This is a genomic window from Enterobacter sichuanensis, assembly GCF_002939185.1.
GTDB classification, from domain to species: domain Bacteria; phylum Pseudomonadota; class Gammaproteobacteria; order Enterobacterales; family Enterobacteriaceae; genus Enterobacter; species Enterobacter sichuanensis.
The window spans coordinates 1-24822 of the sequence record NZ_POVL01000060.1 but is presented as its reverse complement, the minus strand read 5'-3'; the positions used below and the strand labels follow the sequence as shown (position 1 = coordinate 24822).

At 54.5% G+C, this 24822-nt stretch carries 19 protein-coding genes; 4 read left to right on the top strand and 15 right to left on the bottom strand.

Annotated elements, in window-relative coordinates; all coding sequences use genetic code 11:
• Positions 1-16: 16 nt before the first annotated feature.
• The 9 genes from C5687_RS20735 to C5687_RS20695 all read right to left on the bottom strand — a co-directional run bounded on the left by C5687_RS20735 (position 17) and on the right by C5687_RS20695 (position 11810).
• Positions 17-571, bottom strand: coding sequence for a type IV secretion protein Rhs (locus C5687_RS20735; protein ID WP_104557726.1), 555 nt, complete (start codon positions 569-571; stop codon positions 17-19).
• Positions 564-3197 (bottom strand): type VI secretion system ATPase TssH, encoded by a 2634-nt coding sequence (gene tssH / locus C5687_RS20730; protein ID WP_104557724.1) that lies wholly within the window; start codon positions 3195-3197, stop codon positions 564-566. Before tssH ends, C5687_RS20735 begins: the two co-directional genes overlap by 8 nt.
• A gap of 159 nt (positions 3198-3356) precedes the next feature.
• A complete protein-coding gene (hcp, locus tag C5687_RS20725) occupies positions 3357-3848 on the bottom strand; it encodes a type VI secretion system effector Hcp (protein WP_023325816.1) in 492 nt (163 codons plus the stop codon).
• A gap of 5 nt (positions 3849-3853) precedes the next feature.
• Positions 3854-5560, bottom strand: a complete 1707-nt coding sequence (locus C5687_RS20720; RefSeq protein ID WP_202911305.1) for an OmpA family protein — start codon at positions 5558-5560, stop codon at positions 3854-3856.
• 3 nt (positions 5561-5563) lie between these two features.
• Entirely contained in the window at positions 5564-6217 is a 654-nt protein-coding gene (gene tssL, locus C5687_RS20715) for a type VI secretion system protein TssL, short form (protein ID WP_104557722.1), read from the bottom strand.
• The gene (tssK, locus tag C5687_RS20710) at positions 6214-7551 is read right to left on the bottom strand and encodes a type VI secretion system baseplate subunit TssK (RefSeq protein ID WP_095451200.1); all 1338 of its coding nucleotides are present in this window, start codon (positions 7549-7551) and stop codon (positions 6214-6216) included. The genes tssL and tssK overlap by 4 nt, the downstream gene beginning before the upstream one ends.
• 10 nt (positions 7552-7561) lie before the next feature.
• Entirely contained in the window at positions 7562-9112 is a 1551-nt protein-coding gene (tssC, locus tag C5687_RS20705) for a type VI secretion system contractile sheath large subunit (protein WP_104557720.1), read from the bottom strand.
• 36 nt (positions 9113-9148) lie between these two features.
• Positions 9149-9646 (bottom strand): type VI secretion system contractile sheath small subunit, encoded by a 498-nt coding sequence (gene tssB, locus C5687_RS20700; RefSeq protein WP_104557718.1) that lies wholly within the window; start codon positions 9644-9646, stop codon positions 9149-9151.
• A gap of 547 nt (positions 9647-10193) precedes the next feature.
• Positions 10194-11810, bottom strand: a complete 1617-nt coding sequence (locus C5687_RS20695; RefSeq protein WP_047958793.1) for a peptide ABC transporter substrate-binding protein — start codon at positions 11808-11810, stop codon at positions 10194-10196.
• Between the two features lie 185 nt (positions 11811-11995).
• Here C5687_RS20695 and mpaA point away from each other — a divergent pair, with 185 nt between their 5' ends.
• Positions 11996-12709: a murein tripeptide amidase MpaA gene (gene mpaA / locus C5687_RS20690; RefSeq protein WP_104557716.1), complete on the top strand. Its 714-nt coding sequence runs from the start codon at positions 11996-11998 to the stop codon at positions 12707-12709.
• Here mpaA and ycjG read toward each other — a convergent pair.
• The gene (gene ycjG / locus C5687_RS20685; RefSeq protein ID WP_104557715.1) at positions 12700-13665 is read right to left on the bottom strand and encodes an L-Ala-D/L-Glu epimerase; all 966 of its coding nucleotides are present in this window, start codon (positions 13663-13665) and stop codon (positions 12700-12702) included. The genes mpaA and ycjG overlap by 10 nt on opposite strands.
• Positions 13666-13772: 107 nt before the next feature.
• On the opposite strand from ycjG, the gene tpx reads away from it, so the two are divergent.
• Both tpx and C5687_RS20675 read left to right on the top strand, forming a co-directional pair.
• Complete coding sequence (gene tpx / locus C5687_RS20680) at positions 13773-14279, top strand: thiol peroxidase (RefSeq protein ID WP_059387102.1); 507 nt, start codon at positions 13773-13775, stop codon at positions 14277-14279.
• Between the two features lie 273 nt (positions 14280-14552).
• Positions 14553-15761 carry an aldose 1-epimerase family protein gene (locus C5687_RS20675; RefSeq protein ID WP_104557714.1) on the top strand — a complete coding sequence of 403 codons (1209 nt, stop codon included), beginning with the start codon at positions 14553-14555 and terminating at the stop codon, positions 15759-15761.
• Positions 15762-15833: 72 nt separating this feature from the next.
• Here C5687_RS20675 and C5687_RS20670 read toward each other — a convergent pair whose 3' ends face one another.
• From C5687_RS20670 to C5687_RS20655, 4 genes are all read right to left on the bottom strand, one after another.
• Positions 15834-18317, bottom strand: coding sequence for a glycosyl hydrolase family 18 protein (locus tag C5687_RS20670; protein ID WP_202911304.1), 2484 nt, complete (start codon positions 18315-18317; stop codon positions 15834-15836).
• A gap of 216 nt (positions 18318-18533) precedes the next feature.
• Positions 18534-20075 carry a transcriptional regulator TyrR gene (gene tyrR, locus C5687_RS20665; protein WP_095451193.1) on the bottom strand — a complete coding sequence of 514 codons (1542 nt, stop codon included), beginning with the start codon at positions 20073-20075 and terminating at the stop codon, positions 18534-18536.
• 112 nt (positions 20076-20187) lie between these two features.
• Positions 20188-21240 carry a YcjF family protein gene (locus tag C5687_RS20660; protein ID WP_104557713.1) on the bottom strand — a complete coding sequence of 351 codons (1053 nt, stop codon included), beginning with the start codon at positions 21238-21240 and terminating at the stop codon, positions 20188-20190.
• Positions 21237-22634: a YcjX family GTP-binding protein gene (locus C5687_RS20655; RefSeq protein ID WP_104557712.1), complete on the bottom strand. Its 1398-nt coding sequence runs from the start codon at positions 22632-22634 to the stop codon at positions 21237-21239. The genes C5687_RS20660 and C5687_RS20655 overlap by 4 nt, the downstream gene beginning before the upstream one ends.
• A gap of 155 nt (positions 22635-22789) precedes the next feature.
• Here C5687_RS20655 and C5687_RS20650 point away from each other — a divergent pair, with 155 nt between their 5' ends.
• Positions 22790-23800, top strand: coding sequence for a LacI family DNA-binding transcriptional regulator (locus C5687_RS20650; RefSeq protein WP_095440509.1), 1011 nt, complete (start codon positions 22790-22792; stop codon positions 23798-23800).
• Positions 23801-23834: 34 nt separating this feature from the next.
• Here the strand turns inward: C5687_RS20650 and C5687_RS20645 are convergent, their stop codons facing one another.
• On the bottom strand, positions 23835-24749 hold the full coding sequence (locus C5687_RS20645) for an OmpG family monomeric porin (protein WP_104557711.1): 915 nt from the start codon (positions 24747-24749) through the stop codon (positions 23835-23837).
• Between the last annotated feature and the right edge of the window lie 73 nt (positions 24750-24822).

Sequence of the window (24822 nt, the reverse complement as noted above, 5' to 3'; positions counted from 1 at the left end):
CTAAAACCAGGCACTTTTACCATGGGAACCCTCGTAATGCAATTTTGTATCGTTTACGTATTACTGACTCAGTCGTATCGCCATCAAGCGTGATTGTTGGGTTTTTACCTCCCCACAATCGATGCCACACCTTATATCCCTGTGTTTGTAACGTAAAATCATCCGCAATAATCTGCGCCTGTTGTTCCATGGGATATTCACTTAACAGGCGACCATCAAGGGTATAACGATAGCTGACCAACCAGCTTACCAGGCCCCTGCCAATGACATTCATTCCTTTCGTCCGTTGCCAGACATGGCTCATTTCATGAATAAACAGATGCTGCATATCATCGGTCGACTGCGAAAAGTCATCATGGTACTGGTTCCGAAAATAGAGCTCACCGTTCGGTGTCATCGCCGTATTTTCATTTTGCAGGTTAAAAGGAAGATAACTGGCTTTATGGATCCAGACTTTTGGATACTCGATAGTAGACGCAAATACCGACTGTGCCAGTTTAATTTCCCCCGTCGTCAGCAATCTGAGACCGTCTTCCTTTAAATTCTCCTTATCCTTTTTTTTCTCAGTCATGAGTAAACTCCATCACAATGCCCTCTCCCTCATCCCATCCGAGCATCAAAGAGTGTGGTTTTTGCTTCGCCGCCATATGGATTAACAACTGCTGGCTCAGTACCGGCAGGATCTGCTGGTTCAGCAGGCTGTCGACATTGCGCGCACCGGTATCCGGCAGCAGGCAGGCCGCCGTCAGCGCGTCATACAGGCTCTCATCGATTTTAGTGGTCAGCCCGTAGTGACGGTGCAGGCGCCGGCTCACCTGCCCGAGCTTCATTTCCACGATGGTGCGCATGGCGGCTTCGCTGAGCGGCCGGTAAATCACCGTCTGGAAGCGTGCCAGCAGCGCGGGCTGGAAGTGGTCGCGCAGCAGCGGGCGCAGCCGTTCATGCAGGTCGGATTCGGTGGACTCCGGCTGTTCCTCCAGCAGTTGCATGATGTGGTCGCTGCCGAGGTTCGAGGTCATCAGGATAACGGTGTTGCGGAAGTCGATTTCCCGGCCTTCACCGTCGCGCATAAAGCCGCGGTCAAAGACCTGGTAGAACAGGTTCATCACATCCCGGTGTGCCTTCTCCACCTCATCGAGCAGGACCACACTGTACGGGCGTTTGCGCACCGCTTCGGTAAGAATGCCGCCCTGACCGTAACCGACGTAGCCCGGAGGCGAGCCCTTCAGTTGCGACACGGTGTGCGGCTCCTGGTATTCGGAGAGGTTAATGGTAATCAGCGATTTTTCACCGCCGTACAGCACGTCTGCCAGCGCCAGCGCGGTTTCGGTCTTGCCGGTGCCGCTCGGCCCGGTCAGCAGGAACACGCCCTGCGGACCGTTCTCCGGCGCCAGGCCCGTTTTACTGGCGCGCAGGCGCTGTGCGATGGCGTTCAGCGCCGCGTCCTGGCCCACCACGCGCCTGCCCAGGCTCGCTTCCAGGCTCAGCAGCTCCGTCTGCTCATCCTTCATCAGCGAAGAAAGCGGCACGCCGGTCCAGTCGGCAATCACCGTGGCAACGGTGCAGACGTCCACATCTAGCCCCAGCAGCGGGGTGGGCTGCTGAACAGCCGTGAGCTGGTTCTGCAAATCCGCCGTTTCTGCCTGGCGCGAGATATCTGTGCGGCAGGCAAGAAGCGCTTCCGTCAGCTTCAGCTCCTGGCCGTACTGCGTTTCCAGCTGGTCAAGCTGCAGGATAATACGGACTTCGTCCTGTTTGATGGCGGCAAGGCGTTCGCCGTGGTTGCTGTTGCCCAGTACGGTATCTTCCAGCAGCGCCTGCTTCTCCATATCCAGGGCCGTGAGCTGCGCCTTCAGGCGGGTCAGCGGCTCCGGCACCGTATCAAGACTCATGCGGATGCGGGCGGAGGCGGTGTCCAGCAGGTCCACCGCCTTATCCGGCAGCTGGCGGCCTGTCAGGTAGCGGCGGGAGAGCGTGACGGCGGCTCGCACCGCCTCATCGCTGATGTGCACCCCATGGTGCTCAGCGTAGCGGGATTTCAGGCCCCTGAGCATCAGGCAGGCGGTGTCGTCGTCCGGCTCGTCCACTTTCACCATCTGGAAGCGGCGCTCCAGCGCAGCATCGCGCTCGAAGTACTGCTTGTACTCGCTCCAGGTGGTGGCGGCAATGGTGCGCAGTTCCCCGCGGGCCAATGCCGGTTTCAGCAGGTTAGCCGCATCGGCCCCGCCCGCCTGGTTGCCCGCGCCAATAATGGTATGGGCCTCGTCAATAAACAGCAGCACGGGCAACGGGGACTGCTGTACCGCCTCAATAATGTTCTTCAGCCGCTGTTCGAACTCGCCCTTCACGCCTGCCCCCGCCTGCAGCAGGCCGAGGTCGAGGGTGCGCACGGAGACGGGTTTCAGCGCGTCCGGGACGTTGCCTTCCGCAATGCGCAGCGCCAGCCCTTCCACAAGTGCCGTCTTGCCGACTCCCGGCTCGCCGACCAGAATCGGGTTGTTCTTGCGGCGACGCGACAGGATATCCACCATCTGGCGGATTTCATTGTCACGGCCAAACACCGGGTCGATTTTACCCTCACGGGCGCGGGCGGTGACGTCGAGGGTGAATTTATCAAGTGCATTCTGCAGCGCCGGGTTCAGCTCACCCACTTTCGGTTCTGCATCAGCTGGACGTCCGACAAATTCAACTTCCCCGACACTGGCCAGCTCCGCCTCCAGCTGTACGTCCGGTCGCTCATCGGACTGCGCGTCCAGCAACGGACGCAGGCGCTCCAGCTGACTCCGGGCGAGCGTCAGCAGCGGCCACAGACCATCGCAGCGAATCAGACTCTGTTTTTCAACCAGCGCCATCAGCAGGTGAACACTGCGGATCTGCTCTTCACCACTGAGCGAGGCAATCATCCAGGCGTCCTGCATCAGCGTCCGGATGTTCCCGGAGAGCTGCGGTCGATGGCGTACCGAGCGACGTTGTTTGTCCAGCCAGCCGAGCAAATCCTGCCACAAGCTGTCCATATCCCACTCGTAACGACGGGCCAGCACCGTCAGGTCACCCTCACCCTGCTCCAGCAGTTTCAGCAGCCAGTGTTCAGGCAGGATTTCCGCGTGGGCGCGGGTCTGGCACAGGGAAGCGGCGCCTTCCATCGCGCGGGCGCAGTAAGGGTTCAGACGACGTAACAGGATGGCTGGATTTTCCATGAGATTCTCTCTTTGTCGGTTCCTGGACACGCTACCGCCCCTCGCTGTTCACCAAAGCGCATAAGGTCAGGCAGGCAATTGTGTTTTTCTTTGCTGAACGCCCGCGTCTCAGGCGCTCAGCAAAAAACTGCGGACAGGAAAGCCCTGCCCGCATCAGGATTACGCGGTGGCGCGTTCGTTCCAGGAATCGGAATGAATGATGTTGCCGTCCTTGTAGGTCCAGGTGATTTTTTCGTAGCGCAGCTCCACGCGCTCAAGATGGTTATGTTTCTCTTTGGAAGGATCCTTGATGTCGTACATTTCAGGATTCACTTTCACCACTTTCACGTTCTCAAGTTTGGTGTTGAAGTACTCCACTTCCTGACCTGCGTCGTTGATTTTGTACCACTTGAATTCAGCAGACTTGAGGGTCTGACCGGTGGTCACCGCCTTGTACAGATACGGGCTGGAGGAGTCGATTTCCTTGGTGAACAGGAACGGCGTGTGGATACGCGTGCCGGTCAGCTTGCCGGTGTTGTTATCGGTCGGGATGTACAGGTTGTGCTCCTGAGCCACCACTTCGATACTGCCTTCACGATCCTGAACGTCTACAGACCCTTTAATGTCCGCGCCGCCGTCGTCTTTCAGCCAAAGATAAACAGGAATTGCCATGTTAATTACTCCGTTTTATTTTCTGGGACGCCATCATCCTGCGATGGCGCCGGGTTTTTGCCGGGTATCTGACAGGCACTGGCCTGAGGTACCAGACTGATTTCGACACGGCGGTTAAGGGCACGCCCATGTGCCGTGTCGTTAGAGGAGACAGGACGGCTTTCGCCATAGCCCTGCACCGCAAAACAGCTTTCCGGCACGTCGCCGGTATCACGCATCCAGTTGCGCACGGACTCCGCACGCTTCAGCGACAGCGCCTGGTTGGCCTGTTCATCGCCGGTACTGTCGGTATGCCCCGCCACCACAATCAGCCAGCCTGGCTTCGCTTTGATGCCCACGAGGGAGTTCACCAACAGCTTCGTCGAGCCAGGTTTAAGGTCGTATCTGCCGGTATCGAACAGCGACATGCTGTCGAGGCGTACAGTCTCCGGTCCCTGGACAATCTTTTTGATAACCGGGGGCGGTGGCGCCCAATTGTTGATGGCAGCCTCTAAAGGAGGCACCAGACGCAGCCCCTGATACAGCCCGAGGCGGTAACGCAGGGGTTCACCCCGACGCAGCCAGTTGTCCAGCAGTGCGCCGTCGGCCCGCAGCCGCTGCTGTGCCCGCAGTTTCGGCGCCACCGGTGTACCGGTGAGGTGGTGGTACAGGGCAAGATGGTCGCCGACATTACGGATCAGGCGCTGGTTGTTCATCCAGGACGCCAGCATGGCCAGCGCGAGGAAAATCCCGCCCAGTAATCCGACGTAACGGCAGAACACCATCCGGCGGCTGACGCCCCGACGGCGCGGCAGCCCCGACAACAGGTGTTCAGGCAACGGCAAAGGCTTACCACATTCAGCCGCATCCGGCGGCAGGGCGGTAACGGAGGCGATGTGCTGTTGCCAGAGATTACCGGCAACACTGTTCACCGGCACCATACACAGCCCCTGTACACAGAGTTTCAGGACCGGTAGTTCCCCCTGACGCACCGACAGCAAACTGGTGACAGCGCGGTCCAGCCAGACGAGCCCACTGTCAAACCACAACCCCAGGCTCAGGCGGGAAAGTCGCTCACCCGCAGCCGTTTCGCGGATCCAGTCTGCCAGCGACAGATTACCCAGCCCCGGCTGATATACCTGACGTTGCCTTCCCGTGATAAACCAGACGGGCTCTGTGCCTGCGCAGGCTGCTGGGGGTGATATCCAGGCCACACTCCACAGAGGGGGGATCGTGCCGAATGCCGCACGGCACTGTACGACAGCACGCTGCCAGCCCCGCAGGGACTGGGTAAAATCATCACAAGAGGTGTGATGCTCAGGTACCACCGCCAGCATGACGGAGATTTGCGACACCAGCGCCGGGCGCACCAGACTCAGGTGCTGCGCAAACAAGGGCAACTGCTCTGCATTCTTCACGCGCAGATACCAGCCCTGACGGGTCTCACGGTACGGTGTACCCTCAGCGAAAAGCGCGCGGTTATCGCCACACGTAAGAATGACTGCGCCCTGAAAATCTTCCGGGGGCAGACTCTCGTCCGCAATGTCCCTGCACGCCTGCGCCTGCATCCGGGATGTCCGGTGCTGACACCACAGCATCCCCCCGCACACCAGAATGACCAGCAGGCTGAGCGCCACGCGACTCCCGGCCGACAGCGGCCAGAAGCCGAGGACAAGCCACAGCGCCAGTACGCCCGCCAGCACGGTTAACAGACTCCGGTAAACATCACGCATGGCTTACCCCGGCCTGATCGTCTGGCTCACCAGTTCGGTGAGGGAGGAAGAGAGGACGAACCACAGTGCCGCCAGAGCCGCTGCACCGATAATCCAGGACAACCAGTACAGCCGGCGGCCACTGCGTAGGCGGGATGCCCTGACGACAACCGGCGCATCCTGCGAAAGCGCAAAGGCAGGCACCCGCTCGCCCAGCGCACGTACCACGTCTTCACGGTGCTCATCATCCTGCGCCCGGTACTGGCCAACAAACCCCAGCTGCAGGGTGCGGTACATGCAGGTCAGCACCGCTGTGTCCGGTGCAGGCTCTTTCAACAGGTTGCGGATACGCTCCCACAGCTCCTCACCCGCATTCAGGGTACCGAAGAAACGGGCCTGAAGCGGGTCCCGGCGCCAGGTCAGATAACCCTCATCGGTCGTTCCCCTGTTCATTACGCTTTCATCAAGCAGGGCGCACAGGGCATACAGCATATGGTCGCGGCTGAGATCACTGAAACCGGCGTCCGTCAGTGCACTGCGGGCCTCCTGAACCAGACTGCAGGCCCGGCGATAGAGTCCCTCCCCGTCCCGGACTTCCTGTCCACCCCGTAACTGGCTGGCCATCAGCCAGCCCGGGTAGAAAATACGTTCTGTCTGACTGAGACTGGATGTATTCATGTGCGCAGCACCGCAAAGAGTTCAAGTTTCACATCCCCCAGCGAGCGCGGGGTGTAGAAGGTACAGCTTTCCGCTTCCAGCATCGCCCTCGCCGCATCGGTACTCAGGTCCAGAGAGAAGTACTGGTTTTCAAGGCGCAGAGGGATCGCCGCCGGAACATGGCTGAGTGGTTTGATAACCATGCCGCTCAGTGCCACGTTCACCACATCCGAGACATCCTCAAAACTGCCGGCTTTACACAGCTGCGGGAATTTCGTCTGCAGTTCGTGGTTCGGCATGGAAGCGCGTACGGAGAGGTAGAAGTCGGCCCCTTCGCGCAGGCGGGCATCATGCAGCGGGCCTTTCCAGATCTGATCGACATGCTCCAGTTGAATACTGATAACCCGGGAGGGAAGACTGGCTTCCAGCAGTTTATCCAGCAGCGTCAGTAATGGCGGGAATACACGTTCAGGCGCATCATGCCGGTAAACGGGAATGTCCCCGGCATCGTGCTCAAGTGAAAACGTCAGCAGGCTGCCCGCAAGACGGGTCAGCTCGCGGTAGATCAACTCAGGGTGACGTCCCGGGGTCTGCAGCAGTTCGGTCAGCACAGGCTCGGCGCTGTTCAGGGCATTGAGCAGCCAGAACAGGGAAACATCGGCCACAGCAAAATCCGCCAGACGCTCGTTGCTTTCACGCCGCATCGCCATCAGACGCTTGCGTCGTGCCTGCAGGCGAACCAGCAAATCGCCCAGTTCGGTCACAAGCACCGGGCTTGCCGCAACCGAGAACATCGGCGGGATAAAGGACAGATCACGGCTCCACTGCCCCTTCACATTAGGCACCAGACGAGCCACCGGACAGGTCAGGTAAGCACTGTTTTCCTGCGTGGACAGGCGCAGCGTGATGGCATGACGCAGCACGGCCAGTTCACCACTTTCATGCCCGGCAAGCTCCTGCACCACCACGCGCTCGGCTTTCCAGCGGCGCGGGCGTTCGCTGTCCTGCCCGTTATCCAGATTTCCGCCATTCGCGCTCAGCAGCGGCAGTGCCGCCACGACATCAACGGCTTCACTGCCGTTTGCAGCGGATAAATCACAGACCGGAGGAAGGTTATCTGCCAGCTCAGTATCAACAATCGTGCCGTCCTGAAAACGAACCACCAGACGGGTGGCATTCAGGCGCGAGAGTGCGAGCGCCGCATCATCAAATTCTGCCGCAACCACACCCCAGGGGTGGGAAATCCCCATCCCGGCAACGGTGTCGGCAATATAGGCGTTCCAGCGGGCCTGCTGCTGGAACTGTTGCGGGGCCAGAACGGCCCCATCCTCCCACAGTGGGCGGTAAATTTTCATCCCTGCCGCCTTATGCTTTAGCCTTCGGCATCCGGGAAACCAGCGACAGGTTGACATCCATGCCTTCCACCTGGAAGTGTGGCACGGCGTACAGCTTCACGCGGAAGAAGCCCGGGTTGTCTTCGATGTCTTCCACCACCACTTTTGCGTCACGCAGCGGGTGTGAGGCCTGCAGTTCGTCGCCCGGATCAGTCATTTCCGTCACCAGAGTGCGCACCCAGGTGTTGAGCTCAAGCTCCAGCAGACGACGGTCTTTGGTGGTCCCGATGTTTTCGCGCTGGATAAGCTTCAGGTAGTGCGCGATACGCGACAGCAGGAAGATGTACGGCAGGCGCGCGTTGATACGGCTGTTGGCAGTCGCATCAGCGGTGTCATACAGCGCGGGCTTCTGGGTGGAGTTCGCCGAGAAGAAGCACGCGTAGTCACGGTTCTTGTAGTACGACAGCGGGATAAAGCCGAGATTCGCGAACTCAAACTCACGGGTTTCCGGGATCATCACCTCAGACGGGATTTTCACCTGATTGCCGGTGCCGAGATCGTACAGGTGGATCGGCAGATCCTGAACCGCACCACCGGCCTGCGGGCCACGAATTTGCACGCACCAGCCGTTGTTAATGAAGCTCTTCACCATGTTGGCCGCAAAGGCGAACGAGGCGTTGGTCCACAGGTATTTGTCGTGGTCCGGGCCTTTGACCTGCTCAACGTAGTTGAAGCTGCGTACCGGGACGGTGTCAGGTCCGTACGGCAGGCGTCCCAGCACGCGCGGCATCACCAGGCCGAGATAGCGGGAGTCATCCGTCTCGCGGAAGCTTTTCCATTTGATGTACTCGGCGCGGTCAAAGTAGTTGCCGATGTCTTTGATGGCTGCCACTTCTTCCATTGAGGACTTCATAAAGAACGCCGGACCCGCGGAGCCAATAAACGGCATGTGGGCAGCCGCAGACACTTTTGAAATATTGCGCATCAGCGCCACGTCCTGCGCAGACGCATCAAACTCATACGCGGAAATCACCGCAGCAATCGGTTCGCCGCCGGGCGTGTCGTACTCCATCGTGTACGTCTGACGGTACAGGCCACTCTGGATAATCTCCGGCGAGTCCTCGAAATCCTGACGCAGTTCGTCTTTGGAAAGGTCCAGAATCTCGATTTTTACGTTCTGACGAAAATCCGTCTTATCCACCAGCGACTTAAGACCGCGCCATACGGATTCAACTTTCTGGAATTCATCGCTGTGCATCACTTCATCAAGCTGGCGGCTAATCTGGAAATCCAGTTCCGCGATGTGGTGATCCAGTAATGTTTTATCGAGCTTCTCAACTTTCTGGCCAGACTTCTGCAGGCACTGCATGAAGACCTGGACGGCTGCCGTAACGCGCGCATCAGCGGACGTTTCCGCCATTATGGTATTGTCTTCAAAACCATTCAGGTCACCAATTTCAGCAACCGGCGTTAAATTAATTTTGTTGAACAGGGACGCATAAACGTCATTCTGTGGCAGCGTCTTTTCAATTGTCGCGCCGCCTGTCTGACTCTGGAATTCATTATTGACTGACATAAGCATTTTACTCGTTATTGTTCCGTTAACATGTTCCGGTAATTAACCCTGGACCGGGGCAAGCGCGTTCAGTTCGCGGCGCAGTTCATCAGTGAGCGCCGGGTCCTTTAAAATAGTTTCCAGTTCTTTCCTGAAAGTGACGTTATCCAGAAGATTGGATTTCAAATCCCGCAGTAAATTACGCATGGCGAGCATTGCACGAAGCTGGGGAATTTGGCGCGCCACCGCTTCCGGCTCAAAATCTTTCATATTCTGAAATGCCAGCTTCACGTTTTCTTCAGAGCCATCGTTCGCCAGGGTATTTTTAACGGTGATATTCACTTCGGGGTGAAGATCAGCGAGAACGCTGTTGATATTATTTTTATTGATGTTGATTTTTTCGCGTTCTGAAAGGGTCCCTTCCGCCCTGCCATTGCTGAAGTCAGCCACAGTCAGCAGCTTCAGCGGCAGCTCAACTTTCTTCCGGGCGCCACCCGTGACCAAATCCAGTTTTATATTTACACGTGCGCGAGGTATCTCGTTCTGAAATGATTCAGACATGGTTATTTATCTCCTGAATAAATTAATCCCTTGTTGGGTTGAATATCGCCACATAAACGCAAGGGCGTTTTATTTTAACCAGTAACTTGCGTTAAGACAAAACGGCTAATATAAAAATTAATTTCAGTACAACTTACTGTACATTTAAATCTGAATTAACTACCGCGCCCGGATGGACATGAGCGCCAAACCGACAGACCACTCGGCCAACCTGCAATAAAAATGGCTACAAATTAAGATTTATCCCGGATGATATTACAGGATAGCCCTTAATACTGAAAAGCCCTGAAAATGTCCAACAGTGGACTTATGAATAAAACTCGGGATAACCAGAGAGACTATTTAATATATCTGGTGTATCGGATTTAAGACAATCATCCACTGGATGCATAGAACGTGTATTCAGGAAACGTTATTCAGCGCAATATCAGAAAAGTGATACTTCTGCTGTGGCGGGAAATGGTCAGAAGGAGAAACTGGCGCGACAAGCCGCGCCAGTTCAGGGTTTAATGATGGTAATCTGCCGTTAGCCAGAGGTCAGTACATCTCAGTGCTTCTCAATATACATCGTCCGGCTGTACGCCACGTCTTCCGGGTTATTAATCGGATATCCTTTCACCCATGGCTTGATAAGACGACCATTGGTGTACTGGTAGATGGGCGCGATAGGCGCCTTCTCCATTAGGATTTTCTCCGCCATGTTGTAGTCGGTGTTACGCGCTTTCGCCGTGGTTTCCAGCGTCGCCTGATGGATCGTCTTATCGTAAGCCGGATCGTTGAAACGCGAGATATTGCCGCTGTGGGTTGAGGTCAACAGGGACAAGAAGGTAGAGGGCTCATTGTAATCCCCCACCCATGACGCGCGGATCACATCAAAATTGCCGGTATTGCGGCTGTCGATATAGGTTTTCCACTCCTGGTTTTGCAGTTTGACATCCACGCCAAGGTTTTTCTTCCACATGGACGCCACCGCGATGGCGATTTTCTGATGGTTTTCCGAGGTGTTATACAGCAGGTTCAGCTTCAGCGGGCGCTGAGGACCGTAACCTGCGGCCTGTAGCAAGGTTTTCGCCTGCGCATTCAGCTCCTGCTGCGACATTTGTTCAAACGGTGAAGGCTCAGGCGTGAAGCCCGCCGTCACGTCAGGGGTGAAATGCCAGGCTGGCTTCTCGCCGGTCCCCAATACCTTTTCCGCCATCAGGCGGCGATCGATAGTCATACTCAGCGCAAGACGGACTCGGGCATCGGCCGTCGGGCCCTTTTGCGTGTTAAACGCATAGTAATACGTTCCGAGCTGCGGTGGCGTATAAACTTGTCCCGGAATGTCCTTCAGGAGCTTCTGATACATGTTTTTCGGGAACGACTCAGTAATATCGATATCCCCGGCCAGATAGCGTTTCGTGGCCGCGGATTCCTGATTAATCGGAATGAACGTAACTTTTTGCAGGACAGTTTTGGCGTTGTCCCAGTAGTGGGTATTCGGCACGACAACCAGTTTTTCATTCACCACGCGATCGTTCAGGACGTATGCGCCATTCCCGACCAGCGCGCCCGGGCGCGTCCACTCTTTACCACTTTCAACGTTCGCTTTGTGCACCGGATAGAAGGCAAAGTTTGCTGTCAGGTTGCTAAACCACGGCAGCGGTTTATCCAGCTGAACGCGTAACGTTCGGGCATCCACTGCCGTCACGCCCAGGGTATCAGGCGCCGCTTTGCCGTCAATTATCGCCTGCGCGTTGCTGATCCCCGCCAGGGCCGCAAACCAGGCAAACGGAGAAGTTGTTTTTGGATCGACCAGACGCTGCCAGCTGTAGACAAAATCCTGTGCGGTGACAGGCGAACCGTCAGACCATTTCGCATTATCGCGCAAGGTGAACGTCCAGATACGGTTATCGTTGCTCTGCCAGCGCGTCGCCACACCCGGGGTCAGTTCCCCTTTCTCGTTCTGATTCACCAGGCCTTCGAATAGATCGCGAATCACCTGAATCTCTGGCAACCCAACCGCTTTTGCCGGATCGAGCGAAGCCGGTTCGTCTTTAATGTGTCTGACCAGCTCCTGTTTTTGCGCCAGTACCGTGCCCTGTGGCACATCAGCAGCGTACGAGAGTGTAGAAAGTCCGCACAGGCACAGTGCGGTGAAAAGACGCGAAACAGGATGCTTCATAAGATCCCCTTTAATAAAGGCAGGTAACAAGCAGATGCGTAATTATTTGTTTCGACAATAAGAAATGCAAATACCTTCGTCAGGAATAGTGATTTAAGGCAATTCTCAACCGTTGCGGAAACTATTTGATTAACCGCGGGTTTTGCACAACACTGCCAGTAGAGACTTCTTTATCAGGATTTCGTATGGCAACAACCCGACCACGAGCGGAACGTGGCGCCTTTCCGCCGGGCGCAGAGCAATATGGCCGCTCATTCTTAGGCGCATCGCTGATCTGGTTCCCGGCTCCCAATGCCGATCGCGACAGCGGATTGATCATTGCCGGCACGCACGGGGATGAGAACTCATCCATCGTCACGCTCTCATGTGCACTGCGAACGCTGACCCCTTCTTTACGACGTCATCACGTGATCCTTGCCGTGAACCCCGATGGCTGCCAGCTTGGATTGCGGGCGAATGCGAGGGGCGTCGACCTGAACCGTAATTTCCCGGCGGCAAACTGGCGCGCCGGGGAAACCGTTTATCGCTGGAACAGTACCGCCGAGGAGCGTGATGTGGTGTTACTGACGGGGGACAAACCGGGCTCGGAGCCAGAAACGCAAGCGTTGTGCCATCTTATCCATAAGATCCAACCCGCCTGGGTTGTCTCCTTTCACGATCCGCTGGCCTGTATTGAAGATCCGCGCCACTCCAGCCTGGGCGAGTGGCTGGCACAGGCGTTCGCCCTGCCACTCGTCTCTAGCGTGGGCTATGAAACACCCGGTTCATTCGGTAGCTGGTGCGCTGATTTGAGCTTGCCCTGCATCACCGCAGAATTCCCGGCAATCTCCTCCGACGAAGCCAGCGAAAAATACCTAAAAGCCATGATGCAACTGCTGTGCTGGCAGCCTCAGAGATGAAGCACGCCGCTGGTAAAATGGAGCGCCGGTGAGACGTCAACAGCGAGCCATGTCGGGCCATCCAGATCGGCAAAACGCACCTGCGTGGCCAGCGGCAGCGCCGCGCTAATCGCCCGGGAGGTGCAGAGCATACAGCCAAGCATCAATCCGAAGCCCTGCGCCCGGGCTTCTGCCGCCAGTGCCAGCGCTTCTGTCAGCCCACCAGTCTTGTCGAGCTTAATGTTGACCATGTCGTAGCGGCCTTCAAGTTCGCGCAAATTCGCGCGAGTATGGCAGCTTTCATCCGCACAAACTGGCAACGGATGGATAAAATTCTTCAGTGCGGCATCATCCTTCGCCGGCAGTGGTTGCTCCAGCATGGCCACGCCCAGGTCAGCCAGCAGCTGGCATCGTGCGGCAAGCCCTTCGGGATGCCATGACTCGTTGGCATCAACAATCAGCGTGGCTGCAGGAACCGCCGAACGAATGGCGACCATTCGCTCGCTAATCAGATGATCGTCGAGCTTCACTTTTAACAGAGTGGCCCCGGCGTCAAAAAGTGCTTTTGCGCTGGCTGCCATCTGTTCCGGCTCACCAATCACCACCGTTTGCGCGGTAATGACGGATCTCGGCAATGCCACACCCAGCAAAGACGGCAGCGATTTTTGCCGCGTTGCGGCTTCGAGGTTCCATAGCGCACAATCAATGGCGTTGCGCGCCGCACCAGCGGGTAAACGCGTCTGTAATGCTTCACGCGTGAGCCCTTTTTGCAGCTCAGGGACCAGGGTCATGATCTGTGCCATCACGGATGCCAGACTTTCCCCATAGCGCGGGTAAGGCGTACATTCCCCGACACCTTTACCCCCCTCTTCTTCAATTTCAACCACTACCACGCTGGCTTCACTTCTACTGCCGCGTGAAATTACGAACGGGGTATGCAATGGCCAGGCTTCTTCATAGACCTTAACGCTTCTCATCACTGACTCCTTGCGGCCCGTAAAGGCGAAAAAATTGGTTTGCCGTGTTATCCGCTGATGGCATACACTAGCCCCGACGTTAACTATATGTAAACAGGAAGATATCTATGTCACAACTCGTTCATTTCCAGGGCAACCCGGTTGCTGTAGCAGGTTCCATTCCGCAGGCTGGCAGCAAAGCGCAGGCTTTTACTCTGGTGGCTAAAGATCTGTCTGACGTCACACTGGCTCAGTTTGCGGGTAAACGCAAAGTGCTGAACATTTTCCCAAGCATTGATACCGGCGTTTGTGCCGCATCCGTGCGTAAATTCAACCAGCTGGCGACTGAAATGGACAACACCGTTGTGCTGTGCATTTCCGCTGACCTGCCGTTTGCCCAGTCTCGTTTCTGCGGTGCTGAAGGTCTGAGCAACGTCATTACCCTCTCCACGCTGCGCAGCGCTGATTTCCTGCAGAACTACGGCGTCAGCATCGCGGAAGGCCCACTGAAAGGTCTGGCTGCACGTGCTGTACTGGTTCTTGATGAAAACGACACTGTTGTCTTTAGCGAACTGGTTAACGAAATCACCACCGAGCCGGATTACACTGCTGCGCTGGACGTGCTGAAAGCATAATAAGTCCTTAGTATTCTATACAACGTATTCTCAACCTCGCCACGGCGGGGTTTTTATTTATTTTTTAGCTGAATCGTTAAAGCTAATCTTGTCGTGCTTCACATTTTTAGTGCAAAAATATTTTGTAAATTCATCATTTAGCGATTAACCCCACATAAAATTTGTTCTGTTAATACCTTTTCTTCCGCAGTGAGACACATCACATTTCCCTTTTCGGCAAAACATTAGATTTGCTTACGAAATCAAATAATCGTTTCAGCAAAAGGGACAAATATGAAGATAAAACTGGCTTTAACGCTTCTTGCGGTACTGGTTTCAGGTCATGCCGCGGCGAAAACCTGGGTGCTGACAAGCGCTGAAAGCAGCGTAGAAAAAGGAAACTGGAAGATTTCCAGCAATGAGCTGAACGTTAAAAATCAAACGTTCAGCATCGAGCAAAAAGTCTTGCATGGCGGTAAGCAGGAAGGCAGCAAAGTTATCATTATTAGCAGCAAAGATGGCCTGACCATCGCCTTAAGCCCGACGCGTGGCATGAACCTTCTGCATGTTGAAGGCTTTGGTACCCGACTGGGGTGGAACTCCCCCGTCAAAGAGGTGGTGAACCCGGCTTATATCAATCTGGAGAGTCGCAACGGTCTCGGCTGGCTGGAAGGATTCAATGAAATGATGGTCCGCTGTGGCTATGAGTGGACAGGCCATCCAGTGACGGCTGACGGCCAGATTTATACGCTGCACGGCAAGGCAGGAAATACGCCAGCATCACAGGTTGAGGTGGAAATCGCGGATGCTGCACCGCATGAAATTCGCGTCAGGGGGTTGATCAAAGAGAGCACCTTTAAAAAAGCGGATCTGCAAACCCTGACAGAACTGCGGTACGTGCCGGGCTCCAACCAGTTTAGCCTGCATGATGTGCTGACCAACCATGCCGATTATCCTCACGACTATCAGATCATCTATCACAGCAACTTCGGCACGCCAGTCCTTGAAGAAGGCGCACGTTTCCTTGCCCCGGCAGCCAGCGTGAGCCCATTCAATGATTACGCCAAAGCGGGTGTTAACGACTGGCAAACCTATTCCGGGCCGACAAAAGGTTTTGATGAGATGGTCTTTAACATCAAACCACTCGCGGATAATAACCACGAAACGCTCGTGGCCGTGGTCAACAAAGCCGGAGATAAAGGCGCGTCAATACAGTTTGATACCCGCCAGCTCCCCGTACTGACCTTATGGAAAAATACCGATACGCTGAAACAGGGTTACGTCACGGGGATTGAGCCGGGGACCAGCTACGCCTACCCCGTTACAATTGAACGCGAGCAGAAGCGGGTTAAGCAGCTGCAGCCTGGTGCCAGCGCGCAGTTTGATCTGACTTATACCCTGCTTCACAGCCCGCAGCAGGTGAAAGAGGTCGAAAACAGGATTGCGTCGATTCAGGGAGAGACAAAGGTCGCTATCGACTCGACACCGTTAGCGAAAGAATAAGACCAAAAAGCCGTAACACCACTGTTACGGCTTTGAATTAAGTAATAATCTCATTATACTTAATAAGTAATATTACTTTCCACTTTTCATCATATCTTCAGTTATGGTCAAGCTTGACATAATAGAATGAACGTTCGCATTTTTATTTCCACCATCTGCAACTGCTAGTATTATCTTATCTCCGACATGAAGATCATTGAGATAGTCACTAATCATATAAGAAGATTTACTCAAATTAAATGTACATTGTGTATAACCAGATGCACCTCCTGCAAGCGCAGCACGGTAAAATGAGCAACGATAATCGCGAGTAACATCATCTTTTTTCGTATTTTTACGATCGATGTAAAAATTGACATATTGACTGCTCAGCATAAAATTAGTACTGGTTTTGACAGTATAATTTATTCTTGGCGTTGTTCCAGTTGGAGGTGTAGGGATATCGTATGATGTTGACGCTACATTTTTTGCTGTTCCTGTCATGAAGTCATCAATAACAAATGTATAAGTCATTACTTTATTATTGTTGTCATCCCTGACGTTAATTACATTTCCAGCAACCATCCCTATATTAGTTGGTATTTTTACCAAAGAATAACCATTACCCTGATCGGTGATCGTTGCGTTACCTTTTGGGGCATTGAAACCATACGAATTAATCGTTTTTTCCTCAGTGTCTTTATCCCACTGAGATGTGACTGTAAACGCTGACTGTGACAAGCTAGCTGTATTTTGCAGCCACTGAACCTTCGGATAAATAGAGGATTTATCCATACTGATGTCTTTAATTTCCGTATCAACAGACGATTCAGTGTGCGTAAATGGTGCGAACACGTCACTGAAGGCATACTGCGGTGCCTGCGATTCAGTCAGGCCACTGTGTTCCGGAGAAACCTGTCCGGCAACGCCTGGCTGGTCACGCATCATCGACCACATGCCGATCATGCCCAGATCGCGGGCTTTGGCATCCTCCATCACCAGCCTGGCATCAGACAGATAGAACACTTCCCCCTGAACATCGTTGTAGCCGTTCATCGGCGTCACGCCCATCATCGCGTTAATGTCAGCGTCACTCTTATCGGTAAAGATTTGCTTCAGCTGGCTGAACAGGTTTTCAATTGCGGATGTGGCGCACTTACCGTGAATGTTCTGGCCTTCGGTACCATCAGACTGGCAAATGCTGTTGCCGTAGTCCATTGCCATCACGTTGACACCGGCCAGTTCAACACCTTTGGCTTTCGCATCTTCCAGTACGTACAGCCCTTCCGCCGTCAGACCTGTCGGCAGAATCGGCAGGGTATACCAGATCCCCACGCTACGCCCCTCGGCTTTCCACTGGGACTGTACGGCCTTGACCGCTTCGTTGCGGCGGTTAATGGAATCATGATCGGCAACCCAGGTGCCTTCGATATCGAAATCCAGTACGTTCAGGTTCAGATTTTCAACGATGTCGTAATAGTGTTTCTGCAGATCGGATACGTTCTTACAGGATGCCGCAAGCGGTGAGTTGTTGGCGCCGCCAATGGACACCATCACGTCGCCGCCCGCTTCACGCAAGGCTTTAATTTTACTGTATTGTGCATAGTCATTGATGTTGTATGCCGTTCCCCACGTTGGCAGACAGGTATCGGCATCCTTAGCTACGACAAATGCCATGGTGAAATGGGTGACCTTCTGGTTTTTCGCCAGGCTTGCCAGGTCAGGCAGCGAGTTCAGCGTATAGTCGACATACGGCGCATACACATGTGCTGGCCACGGCGCAGAAGGTGTACCCACCATCGCTTTGGTGCCAGACCAGTCAATATACACTGACCATGGGTTAGTATCGGACGGGGAAACTTTCTGCACTTTTGCCTGGGAAACGTAATTGCCGCCGTTATAGCGAATTAATGTCCCGCTGTCATAAAGCGTCGAGGCATTAAATTGAGGCGCATTATTTAATTGTTCTGTCGTGTAGCTTACGACCTGCCCCAGTGGCTTCCAGGGACGACCGTTGGTGCCGGTAGGGTTTTGGTTGGCCGGGTTAGACGGGTCATCACCGACGGTATAGAACAAGGCCTCATATTCCTGTCCGCCCTTCTGAACTTTGTCGCCTTTATTATATGTCGTTGCTGCTGACCACTGCGGCACTTCAGCGTACAACTCCCACGGGTTACCTTCACCCGGCTTAAAGCCATACGGACTTTGTGCCGCTGACGTTTTCCATGTTGCGCCGTTATAACTGACGACATCATTGGCGTTATAGCTGTTTGCGCTGTTGTATTCAGGGTAGCTGACGTCACCACCGCTGGTCTCGCAGGTTGTGGGGTTGCCATACTGGCTTATTTCTGCGCTCGTCGCGGCACGTTCATATTTCCACGGATTAGTGTCGGTCTCATTCCCCGGACAGTCAGTTTTTGCTACCCACCATGCATTCGTATAGACACCGCTGTTGTAAATAACCTCATAAGGCCCGGCTCCCTCCTGACCGCTCCAGGCCTCAACAGCCAATACCGGGGCAGTTACGCATAGCGCACCCATGCCAATTATTGTCCTGGCAAATATATTTAATTTCATAATCATCCCTTATATATCAATCACATTATTAAATCGCGACTCACTGTAAGGGCATAAAAGAGTGCTGCAAAATAAAAGCCGGAAAAACGACCTTTAATTAAGAATAAAACCCACTGGTCAGAGCGGGTTTTATTCACAGACAAAATATCACTAAGAAAACATATCAATCAGATGAAATTAAAGAGTGCCAACCCGGTGAAGAGTTGGCATAAAGAATTAATCGTCACCCTTCTTATTGTTCAGGCCATATTCACGTAATTTATTTGCAATCGCGGTATGTGAGACGCCAAGACGTTTTGCCAGTTTGCGGGTACTGGGATAACTGCGATAAAGCTGTGTCAATACCGAACGTTCAAAGCGGCTGGTAATTTCATCCAGTGAGCCTTCCATTGCCTCTTCACCCACTGACACCGTTCCGGCGTCGTAATCCGGCAGCAGGATATCCTGCGGACGCAGTTCATAGCCTTCCAGCTGCGTCAGCGCCCGATAAACGGCGTTTTTGAGCTGACGAATATTTCCCGGCCAGCTGTAGCGCATCAACACCGTACCGAGGTCGGAAGAGAGCTTCGGCCGCGGAACCCCCTGCTCGTCGGCGAAACGGGCCACAAACAGCTCGGTCAACGGCATGATGTCCTGCGGACAATCGCGCAGCGGGGGAATATTCAGCGTCAGGACGTTGAGACGGTAATAGAGATCTTCGCGGAAGATCCCTTTTTGCACCAGTTCGACCAGGTTTTTCTGGGTGGCACAGATGACGCGTACGTCCACATGTACTTCGTGATCTTCGCCGACGCGGCGGAACGTGCCGTCGTTCAGGAAACGCAGCAGTTTGGCCTGCATACGAGGCGACATCTCACCAATCTCATCCAGCAGCACGGAACCGCCGTTAGCCTGCTCGAAGAAGCCTTTCTTCCCTTCCGGCGCATGACCAAACAGCTCGCTTTCAACGGCATCTTCCGGGATAGAGGCACAGTTCAGCGCCAGATACGGTTTTGCCGCACGCGGGCTCGCCAGGTGTACAGCGTGCGCCAGCAGATCTTTCCCGGTACCGGTATCGCCGGTAATCAGCAGCGGTGCGGTCAGGCTTGCGAGCTTGCGCGCCTGGTCAACCACATGGCGCATTTTCGGGCTGACGGCAATAATCTGGCTGAAGGCACCGACATCCTGACTGGAGAGGTTTTGCAGCTGACGGCCCATGCGTAACGTCGATCGCAGCATGATCACCGCTCCGGTTAGCACACGTGCATTCCCTTCCCCTTTCAGGTAAACCGGCGTGATCTCCATCAGGAAGTTCTGCCCGTTAATCACCACATGCTCGCTGTGCGTGTTCTGCGGATTACTGTCCAGCCAGCGTTGAAAGTTGAAGCCGGGGATCAGCTGTGCGGCGTTATGATTGCTGAGCTTCTCCTGGCTCTGGGCGAAAAGCTGGCAGCTCGCGTGGTTAACGCGTTCAACTTTACTTTTCAAATCCAGGGAGAGGAACGGCTCCGGCATCGCTTCCAGCAGCGCGCTCAGTGCAAGGTGCTCACGCTCGGATGGCATCCACGGAATGGTGCGTACATCCGTAACGCCAGCGATACGGCGGATTTCAGCCATCAGACTGCTGAATGTATTAAATTCAATTTCGGCAAAATTGAGGTAAATTCGCCCGACAGGATCGATCTCAATGCCACGTAAATCAATGCTACGTAAAACAAGAAGATCGAGTAATTCGCGGGTTAGACCGAGACGGTCTTCACAGAAGACTTCAAGACGCATGGGAAATTCACCGTTTTAAGCCAATAACATTAAAATGATATGTCAGAACACGGTGAACCGGAAGATGGCTGTCAAGAAATATTGACAGCCCGCACGCTTAGTGAACAAAACCTCACGAAGCCGGTTTTTTATTGAGCGTCTCTTTGAGCTGGCCGATCAATTCACGCCTGAAATCGCCCAGCCGGGGCTTATCGCCGTCAATCCACGGGAGCGGACGGCAGACTTCCATCGCTTTAATACCCAGGCGTGCCGTCAGGAGGCCTGCGCCGATGCCCTGGGCTGCGCGAGCTGAAAGACGCGCTGCAAGATCCTGCGACATCCAGTCCATGCCCACTTCGCGGACCAGTTCACTCGCCCCGGCAAAGGCGATATTGAGCAGGACCAGCTTAAACAGTCTGATCCGACTGTAGTAACCCAGCTCTATGCCGTAAAGGTTCGCGATACGGTTGATGAGGCGCAGGTTACGCCAGGCGATAAAAGCCATATCAACCAGCGCCAGCGGGCTGACGGCAATCATCAGCGTGGATTCCGCCGCAGAGCGGCTGATTTCACGCCGCGCCTGAGCGTCCAGCACCGGCTGAACCATATGGGAATAGAGCGTCACCACTTCCCGATCGTTCTGGGTTTCGTGAATGGCGGCATACCAGCGCTGGAGTGCCGGGTGAGACTGATCGATTCCAGCCTGGCTGGCCAGCTTTTCACAGAACACGCGGCCTTTACCGGTGCCGTGACTGTGCAGCAGATCCCGGGCCTCATCACGCTCGTGCGCGCGCTGTCGCAGACGCCAGAGCCGACGCCACTCGGTGGCAACCGATCCAACGCCCGCCCCGACAATCAGCGCGCCCGCGGCACACCCGCCGAGCGCAACCCAATCCTGGGTTTGCCAGGCATTCATCGTCCACTGTACACCCTGCCCGATCACGCTTACGCCAAACAGCGTCAGACCCGCGGTCACCATTTTACGCCACAGGCTGCGTTTCGGACGCAACGCGGCTTCCACGGCCGCCTCCGCAGATCCTTCCTCAACGCCCGGCGGCTCCGCGAGCGCCGGGGCAAAATTATCTGCCTGCGCGCCGCTGAATGTCTGCGCCGTTTTAAACGCCTCCTGCTGCGTCTGCTCAAGCGTTCCGGTAAAGTCTATGCGAGGTTTTAACGGTTCCGTCATCGCAATTTATCTCCAATCAAAAACTCCAGCGCCGCATCCAGACGGATGTGGGGCAACGGCGTGTCGACGCTCATGGTCTGAGGGCGGAAGGCTTCAAACTGGAAGCCCTGGCTCTGCCAGAAGGCCTGGCCCGGCAGGCGCGCGGGCACTTCGCCCGGATAGACAGTAAGCGGTTCGCCGTCGCTGAGACGATTCCCGCGTAAGGCCGGAATTTTCTCGCCGTTGAGGTCAATCAACCCGCTTTGCGTCGCCTGCACGGACGCAAGCCCCAGGCAATCCATGCTGATACCTTCAAACGCGGCGTTTTGCCAGGCATCCTGCACCAGTTGCTGCAGCAGCGATACCATATTGGCATGCTGATCGACCGTCACGTGATCGGCTTTAGTCGCCGCAAACAGCAGCTTATCGATCACCGGTGAAAACAGACGGCGAAATAACGTCCGCTGCCCGTAGTGAAAACTTTGCATTAGCTGCGTCAGCGCGAGGCGCATATCGTTGAAGGCCTGCGGCCCGCTGTTAAGCGGCTGCAGACAATCCACCAGCACAATCTGACGGTCGAAGCGTAAAAAATGGTTTTTATAGAAACCCTTGACCACTTTTTCACAGTAGTAATTGTAACGTTCCCGCAGCATACCTGCGTTGGTGTGCTTGTCGGCCTGCGCCAGCTTCGCCTCTCCGGTACCGTCCACATCCGGCCACGGGAAGAACTGCAGCGCAGGTGCCCCTGCTAAATCCCCCGGCAGGACAAACCGCCCTGGCTGAATAAAGTGCAACCCTTCCTGCTTACACTGATGCAGATACGCTGTCCAGGCCTCAGCAATAGCCGCCAGACGGTTTTCATCTGCTGGCGCAAGCGGATCCAGACCTTGACACAACTGTCGCCATTTGGCCGACCACCCGGCGCGCGGCCCTTGCAACAAGCCCGTCATCTGCCGGGACCAGGTGAGGTAATCCTGCGCCAGCATCGGCAAGTCGAGCAGCCATTCGCCGGGGTAATCGACGATTTCGAGGTACAGCGTGGAGGTGTCCTTAAAGTGGCGCATCAGGGATTCATTCGAGCGGAAACGCAGCGCAAGGCGAATTTCACTAACCCCTCGTGTCGGCGTCGGCCAGCTGGGCGGATCGCCATAGAGCTGCGCCAGTCCTTCGTCATAGGTGAACCGGGGAATACCAAAATCGCGTTGCGGAACACGCTTAACGCTCAGCAGACGCTCTTCCCGAACCGCACCAAGCAACGGCAGGCGCGCACCTGCGTGCAGGTTCAGGAGCTGGTTTACCATCGCGGTGATAAACGCCGTCTTACCACTGCGGCTTAGCCCGGTCACCGCCAGACGCAGATGACGGTCAACGCCGCGGTTGACCAGTGAATTGAGTTCGTTTTTAAGTCGCTTCATCGCCATCCTTCGTTGCCCGGAAGCCATAAATACCTTGCTTCAGAATACAATAAATGGGGGCAGATCGTTGATTATCAATTCTTATTTATTGCTATTGCCGTTTTCTCTCCAGTAAGATGAACACTATTGCTGTCAGTTCTGAGTGAGTAAGGTGTATGTCACCCACCATCTATGATATCGCACGGGTTGCGGGCGTATCGAAATCAACCGTTTCCCGCGTTCTGAATAAACAAACCAATATTTCTCCCGAAGCGCGGGACAAAGTGCTGAAGGCGATTGACGAATTAAATTATCAGCCCAATAAACTGGCCCGTGCCCTGACCTCTTCAGGTTTCGACGCCATTATGGTTATTTCTACCCGCTCAACCAAAACCACCGCCGGTAACCCTTTTTTCTCCGATATCCTTCACGCGATTACGGCAAAAGCCGAAGAAGAAGGTTTTGACGTCATTTTGCAAACGTCAAAAAGCAGTGAAGACGACCTGCTGAAATGCGTGAATAAAATAAAACAGAAGATGATCAAAGGGATCATTATGCTGAGCTCACCCGCTAATGAATCCTTTTTTACCACGCTGGATGCCTATGGCGTCCCGGTTGTGGTGATTGGCAAAGTGGAAGGGGATTATCAGAATATCTATTCCGTCGATACGGATAATTTTCATGACAGCGCCACGCTGACGGAAGCATTTATTAAGAATGGCCGCCGCCACATTGCCTGTTTGCATGCGCCACTTGATTATCACGTGTCGATTGATCGACTTGCAGGGTATAAAGCCAGTCTGGAGAAGCACAATATTGCGATCAACCCGGACTGGATCATGGATGGCGGTTACACCCATGAGAGCGCGCTAACGGCGGCGCTTGAATTGCTGTCCTTACCCACGCCACCTGATGCCGTTTTTGCCACCGACAGCATGAAGTTGCTGAGCCTCTATCGCGCGGCGGATGAGTTAAACCTGATGATCCCGGAGCAGGTGGTGATAGCCGGATACAGCGACCCGATGCTGTCGCTTATTTTAACGCCCGCGCCTGGTGGCTTTGATATTCCCACCCGCAAACTCGGTGAAGAGAGTTGCGATCTTCTCTTCAGGCGAATTGCCGGTCGTCCCGCCCCACAGAAAGTGCTTGTCGATACCCATTTTTTGCTGGCCGCCTCCCTGCGCTAACACCAGGGGCTGGCTACCCCTGGCGTGCTGTCGGTCAGAACGCGTAGTTTACGCCAACCCCCGCATAGTGGAAGCGGTCGCTTTCGCCCTCATCGTGGTTTTCCCACTCATAAGCGTATTCCAGCGTCATGGACAAACCATTATTAAAATCATACGCGTAGAGCATACCGAGTCGGTTGAAATCATGTCCTTCACGCTCAGGATCGTCCTGCCAGTCCCAGTTTGACCAGCGATCGAGTCCCAGGCGGGTATACGGCGTGAGCGTGGTCTGGCCTAATGAAATGGGCAGATAGGCACGAATTTCCTGCGTGGAAAATTCGCCGTTATTACGAGAACCGTCCATATTAAAACCACGCTCTAAATAGTAATTCACTTTTGCCGCAAAGGTTTCGTTAAGGGTCCAGGTAAAGCCGGTTTCTGTTTCAACGCGGCTGTCAGCATAGCCGGTTTTTTCCAGATCGTTGGCAAACTGATACATGGCAAACCAGCCGCCAAAACGCCAGTCGTCGGTTAATTTAATATCCCAGTCAGGCTGGATTTTATAGCGCTGCATATTCGCGCTACCGTCTTTCGCGCCGTGCTCATCTTTGAAGTGATAGCCGTAATTACGGAAACCACCGGTCAGGCCGAGGGTAAAATCATCGGTTCCGATAAAACGATAACGTAATTCAAATTCCGGGCGATCAAAATAGGTGCCGCGAGTCATACTGCTGTAATCAACGGGCCCCTCCTGATACATGGCCAGCGAAATTGTCCATGCGTCCCAGGTGGCATTAAACCAAACAGACGGTTCATATAAGCCGTCTTTATCCTCCCCCTGCCCTTCGACGTTTTCAATTTCATACATCGCGCCAATATTAAATTCCCACTGCATCGCTTTTTCAGTTGCCTGCGCACAGCTAACCCCTGCGCACAGAACGAGCGCAGCATTTCTTAGTAGAGTACTCATGTAATATTCCCTTTATAATTAACAAACAAAAAAACCGGAAACGTCAATTTCCGGCAAACACTTTTTTATCTAA